This is a genomic window from Streptomyces sp. NPDC050508 (assembly GCF_040655155.1).
GTDB lineage: Bacteria > Actinomycetota > Actinomycetes > Streptomycetales > Streptomycetaceae > Streptomyces.
Genome location: NZ_JBFAJJ010000025.1, coordinates 51,157 through 71,292, shown reverse-complemented (window position 1 = coordinate 71,292; position 20,136 = coordinate 51,157). Strand labels below are relative to the sequence as shown.

Genomic DNA, 20,136 nt, shown 5'->3' with positions numbered 1-20,136 from the left:
GAGTTGAGCCCCCGCCCATCGGGGTATCACTGCCACGCACGTATCCCGGCTCATCGGCGCGGTGAAACGCCTGCGGCCGGATACGACGGCCGGGGGGTGCTTTGGAGCGAGAGCCGTACTTCTTCCTCAGCTACGCGCGCCGGGACGACCGTAGTAGCGCCTTCGTGGGCCGTTTCTACGACGACCTGGTCGCGGAGCTGGACCGCCTGGGCGCGGACTGCAGCGGACAGCAGCCGTTCCTCGACATCGAGCGGATCGGCCTGGGCATGGACTGGGCGAATGCGCTCGGCAGCGAGATCGGGCACTGTCGGGCACTGGTGGCCCTGTGCTCTCCCGCGTACGTCAACAGTCTCTTCTGCGGAAAGGAATGGGCTGCCTTCGAATCCCGGCTGCTGAGGTATCGCGAGCAGACCGACATCGAGGTACCGGCGCTCATACCGGTCCTGTGGGTCCCCCTGCACCATGCGATGCCGCCGGAGATCAGCAAGTACCAGTACTTCGAGGCGCCGATGGGTCAGGAGTACCTGGAGCAGGGTCTGATGGGGCTGCTGCGTTCCGCTCCCGGAGGCCGGGCCTACCGCGCCGTCCTGGAACTCGTCGCGAAGCGGGTGCAGCACGTAGCCGATCTCTTCCGACTGCCGCGAGCACAGGGCCTGGACCTACGGACCGTGCTCAGCCCCTTCGAAGGGCTGGAACCCGCGGGGCCTGGGAGACGTACCACGGGACACGTCAGGGTGTTCGTCGCCGCCGGCGTCACCGACCCCCTGCCCACGGGCCGACAGAGGCGCGAGTACTACGGGTCCTCACCGCTCGACTGGACGCCGTACCACCCTCCGATCCATCCCACCGCGGCCTATCGTGCTCAGCGCGTGATCATAGACGAGGGGTGCACGACCAGCCTGGAAGTCGTCGACCGCGGCCTCGGCGAGAAGCTCGACGAGGCCATGCACAACAACCAGACATCGGTGCTGCTGGTCGACGCCTGGGCCGCCCGGGAAAGCCACTACCGCGCTCCCCTGTCCGACTTCGACCGGCAGAACCACCCTGTCACCGGAGTCCTCGTGCCGTGTCACGAGACGGACGAGGAATCCGGTGACGAGAAGTTGTGGACCGACCTGCAGCAGGTCTTCAGACGCAACTGGATGCGACGCAACGATCCCTACGATCCGCTCTTCCAGATCCAGGTGGAAAGACACCGGTTCGAGGACCGGCTGGCCCAGATGGTGGTCGTCGCGCAGAACCGCCTCATGGAGAAAGCCGTTCCGCGCCGACTGCCCGCCGGGCCGTCGGCACCGCCCATGCCGGGACTCAGTGTCCCGTACACACCACCGTCCGGCACCGACGACCCGACCGACCCGCCGGGTCGCACGCCCCCGCAGAAGGACCAGGACGATGAGCACTGAGGCCGAGGCTCAGGACACCGGCAGGGTAGTCACCTTCTATTCCTACAAAGGTGGTACGGGCCGCACGATGGCCCTGGTCAACGTCGGTTGGATCATGGCAAGCAACGGCAAGCGGGTGCTGTTGGTCGACTGGGATCTGGAGGCCCCCGGCCTGCACCGGTATCTGCGGCCCTTCCTTCTCGACCCGAAGCTGCGGGACACCGACGGCCTGATCAACATGGTGAACTCCTTCGTCGGACACGTGATGCACCCCGGAGAGCCGCCGGAACCCGGCCCTGGGGCCACCGTGATGAGTGACGACGAACTGCGTTCCCACGTACGGCTCGGACCGCGCACCACCGGCCTCGACCTGCGGTTCCCCGCAGGCGGCCGGCTCGACTTCCTGCCCGCGGGGCGGATGTCCCCCTCGTACTCCGCGGACGTGACCAGCTTCAACTGGCGGGCGTTCTACGAACGTCTGGGCGGCGGCTCCTTCCTCCAAGTGCTGCGGGAGGAGATGAAGGCCTCGTACGACTACGTCCTCATCGACAGCCGCACGGGCGTCAGCGACATCTCGGGGATCTGCACCACCCTGATGCCGGACGTCCTCGTCGACGGGTTCGTCCTGAACCACCAGAGCATCGAGGGCAGCCTCGACGTCGCGCAGTCCGTGGCCTCGGAGGTGCGCCACCCCGTGCGCATCCTCCCGGTCCCCATGCGCGTGGAGGACGGCGAACAGGAACTGCTCGAATGGGGCCGCGACCTGGCTCGTGCCGAGTTCGGACCGTTCCTCTCCTGGCTGGTCGAATCGGAACACGACCAGTACTGGGGAGAGGTCGAGATTCCCTACAAGAAGTACTACGCCTACGCCGAGATCCCGGCGACGGTCCGGGACCGGCCCTCCCAGCCGGGCAACCTGCTCGCAGCCTTCGAGCGGCTCACCGAGTGGATCACCGACGGCCGGGTGCGGTCCCTCGTCCCCCACCCGGAGGAGGAACGGCAGCGGATGCGTGCCGCCTACCTCGACCCCAGGACATCCTGGCCACGCATCCACGTCAGCTACACCTCGGCCGACCGGATGTGGGCGGAATGGATCGCGGCCCGGCTGGAGGCCACCGGGTACCAGGTTTCACTGCACAGCACCACTGAACCGGGCGCCGGGACGCTGCCCGAGGTCGCCCCCGTTCTGAAGGGGCAGGGACGGCTGCTCGCCCTGCTCTCCCCCGAGTACATGGTGCAGCGGCGTGCCCAGGACATCTGGAACCAGTTGAGAGGCCATGAGAGCGCCGACGGGTCGCTGCTGGCGGTACGCGTCCAGGAGTTCGAAAGCACTGCCAGGGACCCGTTCAGCGGACAGTTCGCCGCCGACCTCACCCACTCCAGTCCCGAGGAGGCGGAGACCCAGTTGCTGTCGGTCGTGGGCCCGGTCCGCCGCAGCCGCGTTCCGGGCAGCGTCGTACCGGCCACCGGCACACCCACACCGCCGTTTCCCGGTACGTCGCCCGCGGTGCAGCGGGTTCCCTCCAGGAACGTCTCGTTCACCGGCCGGGGCTTTCTGCTGGAGAGACTGCGCAACGGCTTCACCTCCGACAGCACCACACAGGTCCTCTACGGGCTCGGAGGGGTAGGAAAGACGCAGATCGCCCAAGAGTATGCACATCGCTTCAAAGCAGCCTATGACGTGGTCTGGTGGGTCACCGCCGCCCAGCCCAGCCTGATCCGCCCCGCCCTTGCCGATCTCGCGCCGCGCCTCGGCCTGGAAGTCGGCGAGGACATGGCGAGCACGGCGGAGTCGGTGCTCAGGGCGCTGCGACGGGGGGAGCCTTTCGACCGCTGGCTCCTGGTCTACGACAACGCCGGCCGCCCCGAACAGCTTGCGGAGTTCATCCCGACCGGCCCGACCGGCGGGCACGTCCTCCTCAGCTCCCGCGACCGCACCTGGGTGAACGACGCGGGGCTGGTCGAGGTCGAGGTGTTCCAGCGTCAGGAGAGCACCGACCTGCTGCACCGCCTCAACACCGGGCTCACGGCCTCGGACGCCGAAGAGGTGGCCAGGGAGCTGGGCGACCTGCCGCTGGCCGTCGCCCAGGCCGCGGTCTGGCTGAGCGAGAGCAGCATGCCGGTGGCCACCTATCTGGCACTGCTCAAGGACCGCCTCACCGAGGTGCTGCAGACCACCCAGCTACCGGCGCGGGACTACCCCCACTCCGCCGCGGCGACCTGGCATCTGGCGGTGGACGAGCTGCGCCGGGTCAACCAGGCGGCGGCCGAGATGCTGGAGATCTGCTCCTTCTTCGGCCCCGACCCCATTCCCCTGCGACTCCTCTACAGCAAAGCCGTCACCAAGGCCCTGACCCTGCCCTCGGGTGAGCCGCGCGACGAGATGGCCGTAGCCCAACTGGTGCGTGCGATCAATCGGTTCGGCCTGGCCAAGAGTGACCAGAGCAGCGCGACCCTCACGGTGCACCGACTTGTGCAGGCCGTCATCCGCGACCAGGTCGACGACGTACGCAAACCGCAGGCTCGCGGCGTGGTGCACGCCGCGCTGGTGGACGCCGACCCGGGCGACCCCGACATACCCGGGGACTGGGACCGCTACGCGGAACTCCTGCCCCATCTGCGGCCCAGCCTGGCCGCCGAGAGTCCGGACCCCGAAGTGCGCAAGTGGGTCACCGACTCAGTGCGCTACCTGTGGAAACGAGGCCTGCACACCGACGGCCAAGAACTCGCGGAACGCACACTCGCCCGCTGGAAAGCATGCGGCATCGGACACCCCGACGACCCGCAGACCCTGATGCTGCGCATCCAGCTCGGCAACCTCCTTCGCTCAAGGGGACGGCTGGGGAAAGCGTACGAGACCGACCAGGACACCTTCGAGCGGTTCCGCCGCACCAAGGGCCCGGACTACGCCCACACGCTCGCGGCGGCCGGGAACGTCGCCGCCGACCAGCGCGCGCTGGGCCGCTACCTCGAGGCCCGGGAACTCGACCGTCAGACCCTCGACGGGGCCCTGCGGACGCTGGGTGACGACCACCCGCGCACCCTCATGTACACCAACAACCTCGGCATGTCGGAGTATCTCGCGGGTGATCGCCGGGCGGCCCTGGCCCTCCACGAACTCGCCTACCGGCAGCAGAGCGACGCACGCGGCCGGGACAACTTCTACTCTCTGCAGTTCGCCAGCAACTACGCCCGGGACCTGCGCGAGACGGGAAGCCTGAGGGAGGCTCTGGAACTTCTGCGCACCACCGTCCAGCTACTCGAGCAGACCCTCGGGGACGGTCACACGGAAACGCTGAGGATCCGCCGCAACCTCGCCGTGGCCCTGCGCCGGGCCGGGGACTACGAACAGGCCAGAAAGACCGACGAGGACATCCACTCCCGGTACGTCGAGGCACACGGCACGGAGCACGCGGACACACTCGCCGCGGCCTGCGGTCTCGCCTGCGATCTCGCGGCACTCGGCGAGCCGCAGCGGGCACGGCAACTGGCCGAACGGGCGATGGACCGCTACAGCACCTATCTGGGTGCGGAACATCCCGTCACGCTGGCCTGTGCCAGCAACCTCTCGGTGTACCGGCGGCTGACCGGCAGTACGGACTCCGCACGCGAGTTGTCCCACAAAGCTCTGCACCAGATGTCACGGATCATCGGAGAGAGTCACCCGTACAGCCTCAGCTGCATGATCAATCACGCGAACGACCTCGTTCTGGCCGGCCACCTGGAAAAGGCGGCCGAGTGGGACCGGCGTGCACGGCAGTACTTCCTCGACACCCTGGGCCCCGGCCACTACGACACCATCAGCAGCACCTCCAACCTGGGTCTGAGCCTGCGTGCGATCGGCCATACCGAGGAGGCGGAGCAGTTGGCTGCGGAGGCCGCGCAAAGGTCCCGGGACAAACTGGGCGAGGCACACCCCACGACCCGGACCATACTGGCGGGAAAACGGCTCGACTCGGACATCGAACCACCGACCACCTGATCAGGGGACCTCATCCGCCCCGAAAGCCACACGGCACCCACGGGATACCTATGATGGCCTCTTTCCTCCGCCGCCGTACCGGAGCGATCGATGCCGATGCCCGCCACCAACGCCCCGCCCGCCGCGCCGGACGGCGGGACGGAGTCCGTGCCCTTCCGCCAGTTCCTGCTGAAGATCCACAGCCGGTGCAACCTGGCCTGCACGTACTGCTACATGTACGAGGCAGCCGACCAGAGTTGGCGGCAACGGCCCAGGAGCATGGCTCCGGCGACGGTGCAGCGGGCGGCGCGGTTGATGGCCGAACACGCCGCGGAGCACGGGCTGTCCGAGGTGCACGTGGTCCTCCACGGCGGCGAGCCTCTCCTGGTCGGGGCGGAGCGCCTGGAAGCACTCATCGGGACGGTCACGGGGGCCCTGGCCGGGATCGCCGCGCCGCGGTTCACCCTGCAGACCAACGGCATCCGGCTCGCCGAGGACCCGCGACTGCTCCCCGTTCTGGATCGTCACGGGGTACGGATCGGGGTGAGCCTGGACGGCACCCCGGCCGGACACGACCGCCACCGGCTACGGGCCGACGGGGGAGGCAGTCACGCCGCCACCGCCCGCGCGCTGGAACTGTTGACGCAACCGGCCCACCAGCACCTGTTCGCCGGCCTGTTGTGCGTGATCGACCCCACCACTGATCCGCTGGAGACGTACGACGCGCTCCTGCAGTTCGCTCCTCCCCGGCTGGACCTCTTGCTCCCGCATGGGACCTGGCAGACTCGGCCGCCCGGGGTCGCCGCATCGACATCCCCGCCCTCGGCACCGCCCGCACCGGGCGCGAGCAGGCGTCCCACCCCGTATGCCGACTGGCTGTGCGCGGTCTTCGACCGCTGGTACAGCGCCCCCAGGCGGGAGACCGGCATCCGGCTGTTCGAGGAGATCATGGTGCTGCTGTTCGGCGGTACCGCCCGAAGCGAAGTGGTCGGACTGACACCCGTAGACCTCGTCGTCGTGGAGACCGACGGGGCGATCGAGCAGGCCGACTCGCTCAAGGTGAGCTATCCCGGGGCGCCTGAAACCGGGTTGCACGTGTTCCGCGACACCTTCGCCGACGCCGCCGCGCATCCCGCCTTCCGCGCCCGGCAACGCGGGTTGAGCGGGCTCGGCCCGGTCTGCCGTTCCTGCGTCCGCTCCCGCGTCTGCGGCGGCGGCCTGTACGCCCACAGATATTCTCCCGGGGCCGCCCCGGTCTTCTCGGCTCCCTCCGTGTACTGCGACGACCTGGCGGTGCTCATCGACCACATCGGTGCCCAGTTGCGCCGGGACGTCGCCGCACTGACTGTGCACCGACCGAAGGCATCCCGATGAGAACAGCGGAGGGGCAGGGGGCCGGTGTCGCACCACACCCCGGCCAGAAGCTCGCCCCGCACACCGTCCCCGCCATCACCTTCAGAGCCCTGGCCCGCGCCAGGGGCGGTGCGACCGCCGTGGGCCTGCTTCGGGGCGGACAACTGAGCAAACGCATGCTGATGGTTCGGGCCCTGCGGCAGGCGGCGGACGGGCGGCCGGAGGAGGGCGCCGCCGAAGCGGCGTACCGCGGCCTGGTGGAACTGAACCGGCGGGACCGAGCGGCCTGGCGCGAGGTCATGCTGCACCCGTACCTGGACGAGGGACTGACCCGGGCCCTCACCGCTCTGGAGCGTGGACTGCCCACTGATCTACGGTGGTTGGAACAGCTGTCGGCGAACCCCGGTCGGGAAGGATGGCACCGCGTCCACGCCATCTGTGACGGCAAGACGCTCGACCTACGGCTGGCCGACCGAGGTCCCTTCCGTGAGGCGCACGGCCACCAGCTTGCCGAACCACTCACCGCCGAACAGGCACAGAAGTGGACACAGGCCCTGCGTGCCGCCTGGGCCGTGCTCGTGCAGCGGCACCCCTGGCACGCGGAGACCATCGCCGCCGGCCTGACCACGCTGGTCCCGCTGCTTCCCAACCCCGATGGCACCGAGGTGAGTTCGGCGGCCCGCCGCGCATTCGGAGCCGTCGCCGCCTCCCTCCCCGACGACCCGGTGCTTCTCGCGCTGACCCTCGTCCACGAGTTTCTGCACGTCCAACTCGGCGCGCTGCTCGACCTGTTGCCACTGCACGGCCCTCCGACGGACGCTCGGTACCACGCCCCGTGGCGGCCCGATCGGCGGCCCGCCGGAGCACTGCTCCAGGGGACGTACGCGCATCTGGGCGTGACGGACTTCTGGCGCACCGAGTTGGCCTCCGGGGCGGGGGGCGAGCGTCCCCGACGCGAGTACAACACCTGGCGCGCGCACACCGACGCCGCCGCGGACACGCTGCTCGAAAGCGGCGAACTCCTGCCTGCGGGAACGCGGTTCGTGACGGAGCTGCGCGAGGCCGTGCGCCGTAGGCCCGTGCCGGCCGGGGTGCCGCGCGGCGGAGCGGACCTCATCCGGGACCTTCGCAGACTGGGGCTGCGGGCCGGAGACACCGTCCTCGTGCACTCCGCCCTGAGCACCGTGGGACTCGTCTCGAACGGCGCGGACACCGTGGTGAGGGCGCTGTCGGACGTTCTCGGACCCAGCGGGACGCTCGTGGTGTACACCCCGACACCTGACGACTCCCACCCCGGCACACCCGCGTCCGCCCCGGACACCACACCGGGTTTCGGCGTCGGTGTCCTGGCCGGGACGGTACGGACCTGGCCCGCGGCCCTGCGCAGCGCTCATCCGCGCAGTTCCTTCACAGCACTGGGCGCCCAGGCGGAGTACATCACCTCCGACCACTCCCCCGACTGCTCCTTGGGCGAGGAGTCACCCCTGGGCAGGCTGGAGAAACTCGACGCCCGGGTGCTGTTGATGGGCGTCGATTTCGAGGCGTGCACCGCGTTCCACCTGGCGGAGTACCGCATCCCGAGCCGTCTTACGGGCCCGCACGAAGGTGCCGAAATGCTCCTGGACTCCTCCCCGTTCGCGGTAGTGGGGGCCGCCTACGAGGCGACCGGGGCGGTGCGCTCCGGTCGGGTCGGTCATGCCCCCTGCCGGCTGTTCGACCTCGCTGACGCCGTCGCGTACGCCGTCGGGCAGTTGACGGACAGGGCCTCCGGGGAGTGACCTTCGCCTCCTCGGCCAGGAGACCAACAATGCCGAGGAGGCGCAGATTTGTTTCCCCACAGGGCACCGAAATCACGAAGGAAGGCGACTCCGTGCGACGCCACCCTCTCCCTGCCTTCCGGTGCTGGTGCGCGAGTCAGCAACGGATGGTGCGCGCCATCCCAGTACGTGAAAACCAGGGGTCCGACCCAGAAGAGTCGGGCCCATCCTGACCTGCACATTTACAAGATCAGCGACGTGACGGTATGTCGCCCGCTACACGTTGAAGCGGAACTCCACCACATCCCCGTCCTGCATCACATAATCCTTGCCCTCCATACGCGCCTTCCCCTTCGCGCGCGCCTCCGCGACCGACCCCGTCTCCACCAGGTCGGCGAAGGAGATGACCTCCGCCTTGATGAAGCCCTTCTGGAAGTCGGTGTGGATGACTCCGGCGGCCTCGGGGGCGGTGGCGCCCTTCTTGATGGTCCAGGCGCGGGATTCCTTGGGGCCTGCCGTGAGGTAGGTCTGGAGGCCGAGGGTGTCGAAGCCGACGCGGGCCAGGGTCGTCATGCCGGGCTCCTCGACACCGACCGACTCCAGGAGCTCCATCGCCTCCTCCTCGTCGAGCTCGGCGAGGTCCGCCTCCAGCTTGGCGTTGAGGAAGATCGCCTCGGCGGGGGCGACCAGGGCGCGCTGTTCGGTCTTGAAGTCCTCGTCGACCAGTTCGTCCTCGTCGACGTTGAAGACGTAGAGGAAGGGCTTCGTCGTCAGCAGGTGCAGGTCGTGGAGGAGTTCCTCGTTGCCGGAACCCTGGACGATGCCCTGCGAGAAGAGCGTGTCGCCCTTCTCCAGGATCTCCTGCGCCGCCTCGACCGCCGCGACCTTCGGGCCGATGTCCTTCTTGATGCGCGACTCCCGCTGGAGGCGCGGCAGGACCTTCTCGATGGTCTGCAGGTCGGCGAGGATCAGCTCGGTGTTGATCGTCTCGATGTCGTCCTTGGGCGAGACCTTGCCGTCGACGTGCACGACGTTCTCGTCCTTGAAGGCGCGGATGACCTGGCAGATCGCGTCCGACTCACGGATGTTCGCGAGGAACTTGTTGCCCAGGCCCTCGCCCTCCGACGCGCCCTTCACAATGCCCGCGATGTCGACGAAGTCGACGGTCGCCGGGAGGATCTTCTGGGAGCCGAAGATCTCGGCCAGCTTCGTCAGGCGCGGGTCGGGGACGCCGACCACGCCGACGTTCGGCTCGATCGTGGCGAACGGGTAGTTGGCCGCCAGCACGTCGTTCTTGGTCAGGGCGTTGAACAGGGTCGACTTGCCGACATTCGGCAGACCGACGATTCCGATCGTGAGCGACACGTTGCGACTTCCCGTACGTGAGTGGCGTGAGAGCAGTGGAGGGGACCGGCTGGGGCTGCGGAGATTGGGGCCCGGGGCCGATCCACCAGTCTACGGCGTGAGCCGCGCCCTCCCGGCTTCGCGTCGAACACGTGGCCAAGCTCTGCCCATCGGCGTGTCTGAGGGCCCATTCGGCACATAAACCGACCTAAGTTGGTCCAGTGGAGCAACACAGGACACGACCCCCACAGCCCGGCGCAAGACGCGGGGCGCCGCCCCTGCCCCCGCAGGCGGGCCGGGGCCCGAACGGCGGCCCGGCCCGTAAGACCCCGACCCGCCCGGGACCGCAGGCACGCGGCACCGCACAGCGCCGTCCGGCGGCCGTACGACGTCCCGGTCCCGCGGCGGCCCAGACCGTACGGCAGCTCCCGAACCCCCGGCTCACCGGGCTCGGCGGCGGCCTGTTCTGCATGGCCGTGATGTTCGTGCTCGGGTGCATCGACCAGCTGCTGTTCGGGGCGTCGCTGACCGTGTACGGCGTGCTGTTCCTGCCGGTGTGCGTGCTGACCGCGCTCTGGATCCGGCGGGGGGACCTGCTGACCGCGCCGGTCGTCGTGCCGATCGCCTTCGCCGTGGGCCTGTTCCCGGTGGCCGACGGCAGCGGCGGGCTCGCCAACCGGCTGATGGGCCTGTTCACCGGGCTCGCCACACAGGCCGGCTGGCTGTACGGGGGAACCCTCGTCGCGGGGCTCATCGCGACGGTCCGCAGGATCCGCCTGCTGAACCGCCGCCGACGCGGGTGACTGCCGTAGCACCCGTAGGCACAGGCGGGTGACTCGCGTACGCGCGCGTGCCCCGCGCTCGATTCCGGGGTCTAGTCGTCCCCCGCCGCGTGCATCGCCGCGCCGACGATCCCCGCGTTGTTCTGCAGCTGGGCCGGGACGATCTCGGCCTTGATGTCCTCGATGAAGTGCAGGAACTTGTCGGCCTTGCGGCTGACTCCGCCGCCGATGATGAACAGCTCGGGCGAGAACAGCATCTCGACATGGGCGAGGTACTTCTGGACGCGGCCGGCCCAGTGCTCCCAGGTCAGCTCGCTGTCGTCCTTGGCCTTGCTGGAGGCCTTCTTCTCGGCGTCGTGGCCGTTCAGCTCAAGGTGGCCCAGCTCCGTGTTCGGGACCAGGACGCCGTTGACGAACAGGGCGCTGCCGATGCCCGTGCCGAAGGTCAGCAGGATCACCGTGCCCTTGCGGCCCTGGCCGGCGCCGAAGTGCATCTCGGCGACGCCCGCCGCGTCCGCGTCGTTGACGACGGTCACCGGGAGGCCGCCCAGTCTGTCGCTGAACAGCGCGCCCGCGTCCGTGTCGATCCAGCTCTTGTCGACGTTCGCCGCCGTACGGATCGTGGCACCGCCGGTGACCACACCCGGAAATGTGAGCCCGACCGGTCCCGTCCAGCCGAAGTGGTCGACGACTTCCTTCACGCCGTCGGCCACCCCGTCCGGTGTCGCCGGGTGCGGGGTCAGCACCTTGCACCGCTCTTGGGTCAATTCGCCCTTGTCCAGGTCCACAGGGGCGCCCTTGATCCCGGATCCACCGATGTCCACGCCGAAGATCTGCATGGATCCACGCTACGACGAACGACTGACAGTCACTGCCCGGAGGGTGCCGTACGGTCCGAACCGGTGCGCTCGGCGACCAGTGCCGCCGCCTCCTCGCGCAGGTCACGGCGGAGTTCCTTGGGCAGCGAGAACGTGATGGATTCCTCGGCCGCCTTGACCAGCTCGACGTCCTCGTAGCCGTGCCCGGACAGCCACTCCAGGACCTGCTCGACCAGGATCTCCGGCACGGAGGCGCCCGAGGTGACGCCGACCGTGGTCACGCCCTCCAGCCAGGCCGCCTCGATCTCGTCGGCGAAGTCCACGAGATACGCGGCGCGGGCGCCGGCCAGCTTGGCGACCTCGACGAGCCGTACGGAGTTGGAGGAGTTCTTCGAGCCGACCACGATCACCAGGTCGGCCTCCTCGCCCATCTGCTTCACGGCGAGCTGACGGTTCTGCGTGGCGTAGCAGATGTCGTCGCTGGGCGGGGAGATGAGCTGCGGGAACTTCTCCTTCAGGGCGTCGACCGTCTCCATGGTCTCGTCCACGGAGAGGGTCGTCTGGGAGAGCCAGACCACCCTGGACGGGTCGCGCACCTCGACCTTGGAGACATCGGACGGGCCGTCGACCAGGGTGATGTGGTCGGGGGCCTCTCCGGAGGTGCCGATGACCTCCTCGTGCCCCTCGTGGCCGATGAGGAGGATGTCGAAGTCCTCGTTCGCGAAGCGGACGGCTTCCTTGTGGACCTTGGTCACCAGGGGGCAGGTCGCGTCGATGGTGGCGAGGCGGCCCTGCTTGGCCTCGTCGTGGACGACGGGCGCGACGCCGTGCGCGGAGAACATCACGATGTTCCCCTCGGGGACCTCCTCGGTCCGCTCGACGAAGACGGCGCCCTTCTTCTCCAGGGTCTGCACGACGTACTTGTTGTGCACGATCTCGTGCCGGACATAGATCGGAGCCCCGTACTGCTCAAGGGCTTTCTCGACGGCGATCACGGCGCGGTCCACGCCCGCGCAGTAGCCCCGGGGGGCGGCGAGCAGGACACGGCGGCCAGGCGAAGCAGTCATGCGTCCCATCGTAAGGCCGCGCTCGACGGGTCAAAGATCGCGTCCTTGGGGAGACTGGCCGTGGAGTGGGAGGGGTCAGGGCCGGGCACGACGTACGGGAGACGCGAGATGGCGGACAGGGACAGCGGTACGGCCACGGATACGGCGACCACGGCCGGCGACGGGTCCCAGCTGCGGCGCAGCCTCGGATTCCGGGATCTCGTCGTCTACGGGCTGCTGTTCATCGCCCCCATGGCACCGGTCGGCGTGTTCGGCACCCTGGACGCCAAGTCGCACGGCGCGGTCGCGCTGGTCTACATCGTGGCCACGGTCGCGATGGCGTTCACGGCGTTCAGCTACGCGCAGATGGTGCGGGTCGTCCCTCAGGCGGGCTCGGTGTTCGCCTACGCGCGCGTGGGGCTCGGCAGGGAGGCCGGGTTCATCGCCGGCTGGATGGCGATGCTGGACTACGTCCTGATCCCCGCCGTCGCCTATCTCTTCTCCGGGATCGCCATGAACGCGCTGGTCCCGGACGTCTCGCGGTGGGTGTGGACCGCGCTGGCCGTCGTCATCACGACCTGCCTCAACCTCTGGGGTGTCCGCGCGGCGGCCCGCGTGGGCTTCCTCGTCCTCGCGATGGAGATCGTCGTCCTCATCATCTTCATCGTGTCGGCGATCGTCGTCCTCGCGCGCGACGGCGCCGAACGGGGCTGGCTGTCGCCGCTGTCCGGGGACGCCACGCAGGGCGCGTTCGCGCTGTCGGCGGTGATCGGCGCGGTCTCGGTCGCCGTCCTGTCCTACCTGGGCTTCGATGCCGTCGCCACCTTCGCGGAGGAGGTCACCGGCGGCTCCGAAAAGGTCGCCAGGGCGCTGCTGTTCTGCCTGGCCCTGGCCGGTGTGCTGTTCATCGCCCAGACATACCTGGTCGCCCTCCTGGAGCCGACGACGTCCGCACAGCTGGCCGCCGACGCGGGGAAGCAGGGATCGGCGTTCTACGACGCGGTCGACATCTCGGTCGGCAACTGGCTGCACAACCTGGTTGCCGTCAGCAAGGCGATCGGCGCGGCGTTCGCGGCGCTGGCCGGGCAGGCGGCAGCAGGGCGCCTGGTGTTCGCGATGGCCCGCGACCGACGGCTGCCGCGTGCCCTGTCGAAGACCGACTCCGGGGTACCGCGGGTCGCGCTGCTCTCGGCGGCCGTCATCACGCTGGTCGCCGCGGTCTGGGCGGCGCGCCGCGACGACGGGCTCGACCACCTGGTCTCGGTCGTCGACATCGGCGCCCTGACCGCGTTCACGTTGCTGCACGCGAGCGTGGTGGGCTGGTTCGCGGTACGGCGGCAGGGTGGTCCGGTGGTGTGGTGGCGGCACGTGCTGGTGCCGGTGCTGGGGGCGGCGATCACGATCGCGGTGATCGTGGAGGCGTCCGGGACGGCGCAGGTGGTGGGGGCGATCTGGTTGGCGGTGGGGTTGGTGGTGCTGGCGGTGCAGTCGCGTGGGGCGGTCCGGCAGTAGGTACCCGGCGTGGGGGGCGGGGCCGGATATGCGCGGCCTGTGTTGCAGGGGTACTGGACGACACGTCAACGACAGCCCCCACAGGCAAACCCACCAGCCCGCCCCCTGCCCCCATGTCCCGCCCCACCCCACCCCACCCCGCACCTCGCCCCCGTTGTCACAGGCGGCCGTTACCCTCGGGCGCATGGCTCTCAACACGGCTCCGGACGCTCCGCTCCCCGTCGGTGAGGTCTCCCGGCTGATCGGCGGGTGGATCGACCGGCTCGGTGCGGTGTGGGTCGAGGGGCAGATCACCCAGTTGTCGCGGCGGCCCGGTGCCGGTGTCGTGTTTCTGACGTTGCGCGACCCGTCGTACGACATCTCGGTGAGCGTGACGTGCTTCCGGCAGGTGTTCGACGAGGTCGCCGACGTCGTCAGCGAGGGCGCGCGCGTCGTCGTACTCGCGAAGCCGGAGTGGTACGCGCCGCGGGGGCAGTTGTCGTTGCGGGCCACCGAGATAAGGCCGGTGGGGGTCGGGGAACTCCTCGCGCGGCTGGAGCAGTTGAAGAAGTCGCTGGCCGCGGAGGGGCTGTTCGCGGCCGAGCGGAAGAAACCGTTGCCGTTCCTGCCGCAGCTGATCGGGCTGGTCTGCGGGAGGGCCTCGGCGGCCGAGCGGGATGTCCTGGAGAACGCGCGGCACCGCTGGCCCGCCGTCCGGTTCGAGGTGCGCAACGTGCCCGTGCAGGGTGTGCACGCCGTGCCGCAGGTCGTGCAGGCCGTGAAGGAACTGGACGCGCTCGACGGCGTGGACGTGATCATCGTGGCGCGCGGCGGCGGCAGTGTGGAGGACCTGCTGCCGTTCTCCGACGAGCAGCTCGTGCGTGCCGTGTCGGCCTGTCGTACGCCCGTCGTGTCCGCGATCGGTCACGAGCCCGACAACCCGCTCCTGGACTACGTGGCCGACCTGCGCGCCTCCACCCCCACCGACGCCGCGAAGAAGGTCGTACCGGACGTCGGCGAGGAGTACGAGCGCGTACGGCAGCTGCGTGACCGGGCTCGGCGGTGCGTCGTCGCGTTCGTGGACCGGGAGGAGCGGGGGCTGGCGCAGGCGTTGTCGCGGCCGTCGATAGAGGATCCGCACCGGATGATCGACGAGCGGGCGGATCATGTCGCCGCCCTCCTCGACCGGGGCCGGCGCACGCTCGGCCACCTGCTGGACCGCGCCGACTCGGAGCTGACCCACACGCACGCGCGCGTGGTGGCCCTCTCCCCCGCGGCCACCCTGAAGCGGGGATACGCGGTGCTGCAGAGGGCCGACGGGCATGCCGTCCGGGACCCGGAAGAGGTGACGGCGGACGAAGTGCTGCGCGCGCGGGTCTCCGAGGGTGAGTTCACGGTTCGGGTCGAGGCGTAGTTCCTGTTGATGCATAGGGTGGGCGGATGACCAGCAAGGTGACGGAAGAGTCGCTCGGGTACGAGCAGGCACGCGACGAGCTGATCGAGGTCGTACGGCGGCTGGAGGCGGGCGGCACGACCCTGGAGGAGTCACTCGCACTCTGGGAGCGCGGCGAGGAACTGGCCAAGGTGTGCCGCCGCTGGCTGGACGGGGCGCGGGCACGGCTGGACGCGGCACTGGCGGAGGAAGAGGAAGCCGACTCGGCCACAGAGGCGGACGGCGAGTAGCGAGCGCGGGCAGCTCGCGGCGGGCAGCGACAGCTGGCGGCGGGCAGCAAACCGCGGCGGCCATCAGTCGGCAGCGACGGCGAACAGCTGGCAACGGCCAGCAACCGACGACCGGCAGCGAACGGCAGCAAACGGCAGCAAACGGCAGCTGACAGCCAAGCGCGGACAGCACGTAGCGCCAACTGTCAGCAGGCAGCAAGCCACAGTGGCCGCCGGCTGGCGCCATTACGGCGAAGAGCTGCAGCGGATGGCGGCCGACGGCTAGCGGCGGATCGCGAGAACACCAGCCACCAAACCAGCGGCAGACGGCGAGTAGCGCCCGCCTGCAGCCGACAGCGAGTCGCAGCCGCCGCCAGCCGTCAGCATCGGCCGTCGGCCGAAGACTGCCAGCGGACTGCGAGTCGCAGCAGCCGCCCGCTGTCAGCACCGGCGAGCAGCTGGCAGCGGACGGCAACTACCGGCAGCGGACCTCGAGTTACGACAGCCAGCAGGCGACCGCGGGTCACCCCGGCCGGCACCCGTCAGCAACGGCGGCCGGCTAGTACCCCCTCCCCCGCTGCCGGGCAACGTCGGACGCCCGGCAGCACCAGTGGACACCCGGCAAGGAGCCCCCACGGCGATTTCCTGTGAGGCGGATCACCATGCTCCGGTTTTGGTTGAACGTTGAACCTCTCATCGCGTACGGTCTGTCTCGTCAGCCTATCCGGACCATGGTCCGGTTCCGGTTCCCGGCCACCCGAGGAAGTTCACGTATGTCTCTCGTCCTTGACCCCACTGCCCAGGACCTGCTGTTCCGCGAGGCCCGCACCGCGAACACGTTCACCGACGAACCGGTGACGGACGAGCAGGTGCAGGCGATCTACGACCTGGTCAAGTACGGCCCGACCTCCATGAACCAGTCGCCGCTGCGCATCACCCTGGTCCGCTCCCCCGAGGCCCGCGAGCGCCTCGTGCAGCACCTCGCCGAGGGCAACCAGAAGAAGACCGCCGCCGCCCCGCTGGTCGCGATCCTCTCCGCGGACAACGAGTTCCACGAGGAACTGCCGAACCTGTTCCCGCACTTCCCGCAGGCCAAGGACGCCGTCTTCGCCGAGCGCTCGGTCCGCGAGGGCAACGCCGCGCTGAACGCCGCCCTCCAGGCCGCGTACTTCATCATCGGCATCCGCGCCGCCGGCCTCGCCGCCGGCCCGATGACCGGTCTCGACTTCGCGGGCGTCCAGAAGGAGTTCCTGGACGGCGACCACACCCCGTTCGTCGTCATCAACATCGGCAAGCCGGGCGAGGACGCCTGGTTCCCGCGTTCGCCGCGCCTGGAGTACGACGAGGTCGTCACCACCGTCTGAGTCATCTGAGTCAGTCGGCCCGGCCACGGATTTGACATGAGGAAGGCCCCCGGCGCCGAAGCCGCGCCGGGGGCCTTCGTCATACCTCTCGGCCTACTTCGTCTGCAGCGCCTTCGCCATCTCGGTCAGCTGGGTGAAGGAGCCCGTGCCCGCCACGACCGTCGTCGAGCCCTTGTCCGCGAGCACGAGGGCGTCGTAGCGGCCGCCGGTGTAGTGGGTCCAGGTCCGGCCGTCGATGTCCTGGGTGGTCTTCGTCGCGTCGGAGCCCTGGCTGGCGGCGTCGATGAAGTCGGTCGGCTTCTGAGTCGACTGCTCTATCTGCACGTACTGTCCGCCGGGGGCACTGAACCCGAGGTGCCAGGCGTCGAACGCGGCGCCGTCGTAGCTGACCGAGGTCGCCTTCCAGGTCTTCGACAGGCCCTCCGGGGCCGCCACCGGGTACGGCGCCGCGCGGCGGGCCGTGAGCAGCTCCACGCGGTAGTCGACCCGCTTGATGTCGGGAGCGTGGTCGCTGTGCGGGATGAAGATGTAGACGATCGCCGCCGCGATCCCGATCAGGCCCAGGGAGAGAATCATGTCCCGGACCGTCTTCTGCTTGCCGTTCGAACCTGCCACGTCCCTATCGTCGCAGGTGCCCTGGTCCGCTCATCCGTGGGCCCCCCTGCTCATTTTGTCTGCCTGGCGATAGAGTCGGGGCCATACCCTCATCCGGCCGTCGTCGTATCAGAAAGGTGCGCTCCGATGACCGAGCATCATCATCTGCCGTCCGAACTCGAAGTCCCCTCCGAGGCCCCCGACCGCAACCTCGCCCTGGAACTCGTCCGGGTGACCGAAGCCGCCGCGATGGCCGCGGGCCGCTGGGTCGGGCGCGGTGACAAGAACGGCGCCGACGGTGCCGCCGTGCGTGCCATGCGGACCCTCGTCTCCACCGTCTCGATGAACGGCGTCGTCGTCATCGGAGAGGGCGAGAAGGACGAGGCGCCGATGCTCTTCAACGGCGAGCGCGTCGGTGACGGGACCGGGCCGGAGTGCGACATCGCCGTCGACCCGATCGACGGGACCACGCTCAACGCCAAGGGCATGCCGAACGCGATCGCCGTGCTGGCCGCCGCGGACCGGGGTTCGATGTTCGACCCGTCCGCCGTCTTCTACATGGACAAGCTGGTCACCGGGCCCGAGGCCGCCGAGTTCGTCGACATCGAGGCCCCGATCTCGGTGAACATCCGCCGGGTCGCCAAGGCCAAGCGGGTCACGCCCGAGGACGTCACCGTCGTCGTCCTCGACCGGCCACGGCACGACGGGATCATCAAGGAGATCCGGGAGACCGGTGCGCGGATCAAGCTGATCTCCGACGGCGATGTCGCGGGCTCGATCCTGGCGCTGCGCGAGGGCACCGGCGTCGATCTGCTCCTCGGCATCGGCGGTACGCCCGAGGGCATCATCTCGGCGTGTGCCGTGAAGTGCCTCGGTGGCGTGATCCAGGGCAAGTTGTGGCCGAAGGACGACGCGGAACGGCAGCGGGCGCTGGACGCGGGGCACGATCTGGACCGGGTGCTCACCACCGGCGACCTGGTGTCGGGCGAGAACGTGTTCTTCGTCGCGACCGGGATCACGGACGGGGAGTTGCTGCGAGGTGTTCGCTATCGCGCCGAGACCGCCACGACCGACTCGATCGTGATGCGGTCCAAGTCCGGGACGGTGCGGCGGATCGACTCGGAGCACCGGCTGAGCAAACTGCGGGCGTACAGCGCGATCGACTTCGACCGGGCCAAGTAGCCACGACGCAGGCACGACGCAGGACGAAAAAAGCCACGACCACACGGTCGTGCGTGAAAGAGGCGCCCCCGGTGCGGTGGGGGCGCCTCTTCTACGTCGGTCAGCCCGCCGCCGCTATACGGCCCGCCGCACGTGCCTTCTGGAGTTCGAGGTCGCGGCGGCGGCGCCGTGCCAGGACCACTCGGCGTTCGGCGGCGGTGAGGCCGCCCCAGACGCCGTAGGGCTCGGGTTGGAGCAGTGCGTGTTCGCGGCACTCGACCATGACCGGACAGCGGGCGCAGACGCGCTTGGCGGCGTCCTCGCGGGAGAGTCGGGCGGCGGTGGGTTCTTTGGAGGGTGCGAAGAACAGGCCTGCCTCGTCGCGCCGGCACACCGCTTCGGTGTGCCAGGGAGCGTCTTGGTCCCTGTCTCGCGCAGGCACCCGCTGAGCCGGAACAACAGCTACCTGCAGGGACGAATGCGGCGGTTGCAGCACGGTCTACTCCTGACGACGGCTTCGCGAGCGAGAGACGATGCAGCAAGGCCTACCCGCTGTGCGCGCGCCTATGCACTGAGTTCCGAACCGCTGGTTTTCGGGCGCTTCTGCGCGATGTCAGGGGCGGACGGACGTGGACCGATCAGCTCCACATGTGTCCTGATTCACAACCGTCAACGGTCCAGGTGTTTGCGCAAACCCTTGTCGACCTTGCGCTGAACCCGATCGAGAATGTCCGCAACGAGCTTGCCGCGCTTGGGTTTTGCCTCGATGTTTCCGAGTACGGCCCACCCGTCGACGTAGACCACGGGCGCGTCCGGCTCGCCGGAGTCCAGCGTGTCCACCTCGAAGTTGCCGAGGACGCCGCCGCCGGTGCCGCGCAGCGACACGTTCTCCGGGACGCGGATCTCGACGTTGCCGAAGACCGAGATCGCCTTGATGACGACTTGCTGGTACTCGAAGATCGCCTCGCTGAGGTCGATCTCGACGCTGCCGAACACGGCGTACGCGTGCATACGGCGGCCGGCGCGCCAGCGGCCCTTGCGCATGGCGGCGCTGAACACCGCCACCACGTGCTCGTCGGCCTCGGCCGGGATCGCGCCCTCCGTCGGGCGGTTCGGGGCGGGGCTGTACGACGGGGTCGTCGGCCGGTGTCCGTGGGCGGCCGGCAGATCCTGGATGAAGACCTCCAGCTCGCCGACCGTCTTGGCGCTCAGCACCCCCTCGACCCGCTCGGCGTGCTCGTCCGCGTCCAGGCGCCCTTCGGCCAGGGCCTCGCGCAGGATGTCGGCGATGCGGTCACGGTCGGCGTCCGAGGCGCGCAGCGCCGAGCCGGGCGGATCGGCGACTGCGGGCGCCGGCTGCGCGGCGGTGGGCGCGGGTGCGGGCTGCTTCTGAAGGTCCACGACAGCAGAGTACCGAAACG

16 protein-coding genes are annotated in these 20,136 nt (G+C 69.4%); 10 read left to right on the top strand and 6 right to left on the bottom strand.

What is annotated here, in order from left to right:
• Positions 1-101: 101 nt before the first annotated feature.
• The 4 genes from AB0I69_RS43490 (at position 102) to AB0I69_RS43475 (ending at position 8,474) form a co-directional block, all read left to right on the top strand.
• Positions 102-1,403: a TIR-like protein FxsC gene (locus AB0I69_RS43490; protein ID WP_363101356.1), complete on the top strand. Its 1,302-nt coding sequence runs from the start codon at positions 102-104 to the stop codon at positions 1,401-1,403.
• Positions 1,393-5,364 carry an FxSxx-COOH system tetratricopeptide repeat protein gene (fxsT, locus tag AB0I69_RS43485; RefSeq protein ID WP_363101355.1) on the top strand — a complete coding sequence of 1,324 codons (3,972 nt, stop codon included), beginning with the start codon at positions 1,393-1,395 and terminating at the stop codon, positions 5,362-5,364. The genes AB0I69_RS43490 and fxsT overlap by 11 nt, the downstream gene beginning before the upstream one ends.
• A gap of 90 nt (positions 5,365-5,454) precedes the next feature.
• Positions 5,455-6,717, top strand: a complete 1,263-nt coding sequence (locus tag AB0I69_RS43480) for an FxsB family cyclophane-forming radical SAM/SPASM peptide maturase (RefSeq protein WP_363101354.1) — start codon at positions 5,455-5,457, stop codon at positions 6,715-6,717.
• Positions 6,714-8,474 (top strand): AAC(3) family N-acetyltransferase, encoded by a 1,761-nt coding sequence (locus AB0I69_RS43475; protein WP_363101353.1) that lies wholly within the window; start codon positions 6,714-6,716, stop codon positions 8,472-8,474. Before AB0I69_RS43480 ends, AB0I69_RS43475 begins: the two co-directional genes overlap by 4 nt.
• Positions 8,475-8,729: 255 nt before the next feature.
• Here the strand turns inward: AB0I69_RS43475 and ychF are convergent, their stop codons facing one another.
• Positions 8,730-9,818 (bottom strand): redox-regulated ATPase YchF, encoded by a 1,089-nt coding sequence (gene ychF / locus AB0I69_RS43470; protein ID WP_363101352.1) that lies wholly within the window; start codon positions 9,816-9,818, stop codon positions 8,730-8,732.
• Positions 9,819-10,018: 200 nt separating this feature from the next.
• Here ychF and AB0I69_RS43465 point away from each other — a divergent pair, with 200 nt between their 5' ends.
• Positions 10,019-10,600, top strand: a complete 582-nt coding sequence (locus AB0I69_RS43465) for a DUF6542 domain-containing protein (RefSeq protein WP_363101351.1) — start codon at positions 10,019-10,021, stop codon at positions 10,598-10,600.
• A gap of 71 nt (positions 10,601-10,671) precedes the next feature.
• Here AB0I69_RS43465 and ppgK read toward each other — a convergent pair whose 3' ends face one another.
• Complete coding sequence (ppgK, locus tag AB0I69_RS43460) at positions 10,672-11,418, bottom strand: polyphosphate--glucose phosphotransferase (RefSeq protein WP_363101350.1); 747 nt, start codon at positions 11,416-11,418, stop codon at positions 10,672-10,674.
• Between the two features lie 29 nt (positions 11,419-11,447).
• Entirely contained in the window at positions 11,448-12,473 is a 1,026-nt protein-coding gene (locus AB0I69_RS43455) for a 4-hydroxy-3-methylbut-2-enyl diphosphate reductase (RefSeq protein ID WP_363101349.1), read from the bottom strand.
• 99 nt (positions 12,474-12,572) lie between these two features.
• Here AB0I69_RS43455 and AB0I69_RS43450 point away from each other — a divergent pair, with 99 nt between their 5' ends.
• From AB0I69_RS43450 to AB0I69_RS43435, 4 genes are all read left to right on the top strand, one after another.
• Positions 12,573-13,955: an APC family permease gene (locus AB0I69_RS43450; protein ID WP_363101348.1), complete on the top strand. Its 1,383-nt coding sequence runs from the start codon at positions 12,573-12,575 to the stop codon at positions 13,953-13,955.
• Positions 13,956-14,139: 184 nt separating this feature from the next.
• Positions 14,140-15,348, top strand: a complete 1,209-nt coding sequence (xseA, locus tag AB0I69_RS43445) for an exodeoxyribonuclease VII large subunit (RefSeq protein ID WP_363101347.1) — start codon at positions 14,140-14,142, stop codon at positions 15,346-15,348.
• 26 nt (positions 15,349-15,374) lie between these two features.
• Positions 15,375-15,617: an exodeoxyribonuclease VII small subunit gene (locus AB0I69_RS43440; RefSeq protein ID WP_363101346.1), complete on the top strand. Its 243-nt coding sequence runs from the start codon at positions 15,375-15,377 to the stop codon at positions 15,615-15,617.
• A 752-nt stretch (positions 15,618-16,369) separates the two neighbouring features.
• Entirely contained in the window at positions 16,370-16,960 is a 591-nt protein-coding gene (locus tag AB0I69_RS43435) for a malonic semialdehyde reductase (RefSeq protein WP_363101345.1), read from the top strand.
• Positions 16,961-17,053: 93 nt separating this feature from the next.
• On the opposite strand, the gene AB0I69_RS43430 is transcribed toward AB0I69_RS43435, so the two are convergent.
• Positions 17,054-17,575 carry a DUF4245 domain-containing protein gene (locus AB0I69_RS43430; protein WP_363101344.1) on the bottom strand — a complete coding sequence of 174 codons (522 nt, stop codon included), beginning with the start codon at positions 17,573-17,575 and terminating at the stop codon, positions 17,054-17,056.
• Positions 17,576-17,701: 126 nt separating this feature from the next.
• Between AB0I69_RS43430 and glpX the strand changes: the two genes are divergently transcribed.
• A complete protein-coding gene (gene glpX, locus AB0I69_RS43425) occupies positions 17,702-18,736 on the top strand; it encodes a class II fructose-bisphosphatase (protein WP_363101343.1) in 1,035 nt (344 codons plus the stop codon).
• Between the two features lie 100 nt (positions 18,737-18,836).
• Here the strand turns inward: glpX and AB0I69_RS43420 are convergent, their stop codons facing one another.
• Positions 18,837-19,211 (bottom strand): WhiB family transcriptional regulator, encoded by a 375-nt coding sequence (locus tag AB0I69_RS43420; RefSeq protein ID WP_329256615.1) that lies wholly within the window; start codon positions 19,209-19,211, stop codon positions 18,837-18,839.
• A 173-nt stretch (positions 19,212-19,384) separates the two neighbouring features.
• Positions 19,385-20,116 carry a DUF1707 domain-containing protein gene (locus AB0I69_RS43415; protein WP_363101342.1) on the bottom strand — a complete coding sequence of 244 codons (732 nt, stop codon included), beginning with the start codon at positions 20,114-20,116 and terminating at the stop codon, positions 19,385-19,387.
• Positions 20,117-20,136: the final 20 nt, after the last annotated feature.

What these genes read in the sequence shown, in the direction of transcription:
- fxsT (WP_363101355.1), top strand. Translation starts at nt 1,393, where the DNA reads ATGAGCACTGAGGCCGAGGCTCAGGACACCGGCAGGGTAGTCACCTTC.
- AB0I69_RS43480 (WP_363101354.1), top strand. Translation starts at nt 5,455, where the DNA reads ATGCCGATGCCCGCCACCAACGCCCCGCCCGCCGCGCCGGACGGCGGG.
- AB0I69_RS43475 (WP_363101353.1), top strand. Translation starts at nt 6,714, where the DNA reads ATGAGAACAGCGGAGGGGCAGGGGGCCGGTGTCGCACCACACCCCGGC.
- ppgK (WP_363101350.1), bottom strand. Translation starts at nt 11,418, where the DNA reads ATGCAGATCTTCGGCGTGGACATCGGTGGATCCGGGATCAAGGGCGCC.
- AB0I69_RS43455 (WP_363101349.1), bottom strand. Translation starts at nt 12,473, where the DNA reads ATGGGACGCATGACTGCTTCGCCTGGCCGCCGTGTCCTGCTCGCCGCC.
- AB0I69_RS43450 (WP_363101348.1), top strand. Translation starts at nt 12,573, where the DNA reads ATGGCGGACAGGGACAGCGGTACGGCCACGGATACGGCGACCACGGCC.
- xseA (WP_363101347.1), top strand. Translation starts at nt 14,140, where the DNA reads ATGGCTCTCAACACGGCTCCGGACGCTCCGCTCCCCGTCGGTGAGGTC.
- AB0I69_RS43440 (WP_363101346.1), top strand. Translation starts at nt 15,375, where the DNA reads ATGACCAGCAAGGTGACGGAAGAGTCGCTCGGGTACGAGCAGGCACGC.
- AB0I69_RS43435 (WP_363101345.1), top strand. Translation starts at nt 16,370, where the DNA reads ATGTCTCTCGTCCTTGACCCCACTGCCCAGGACCTGCTGTTCCGCGAG.
- glpX (WP_363101343.1), top strand. Translation starts at nt 17,702, where the DNA reads ATGACCGAGCATCATCATCTGCCGTCCGAACTCGAAGTCCCCTCCGAG.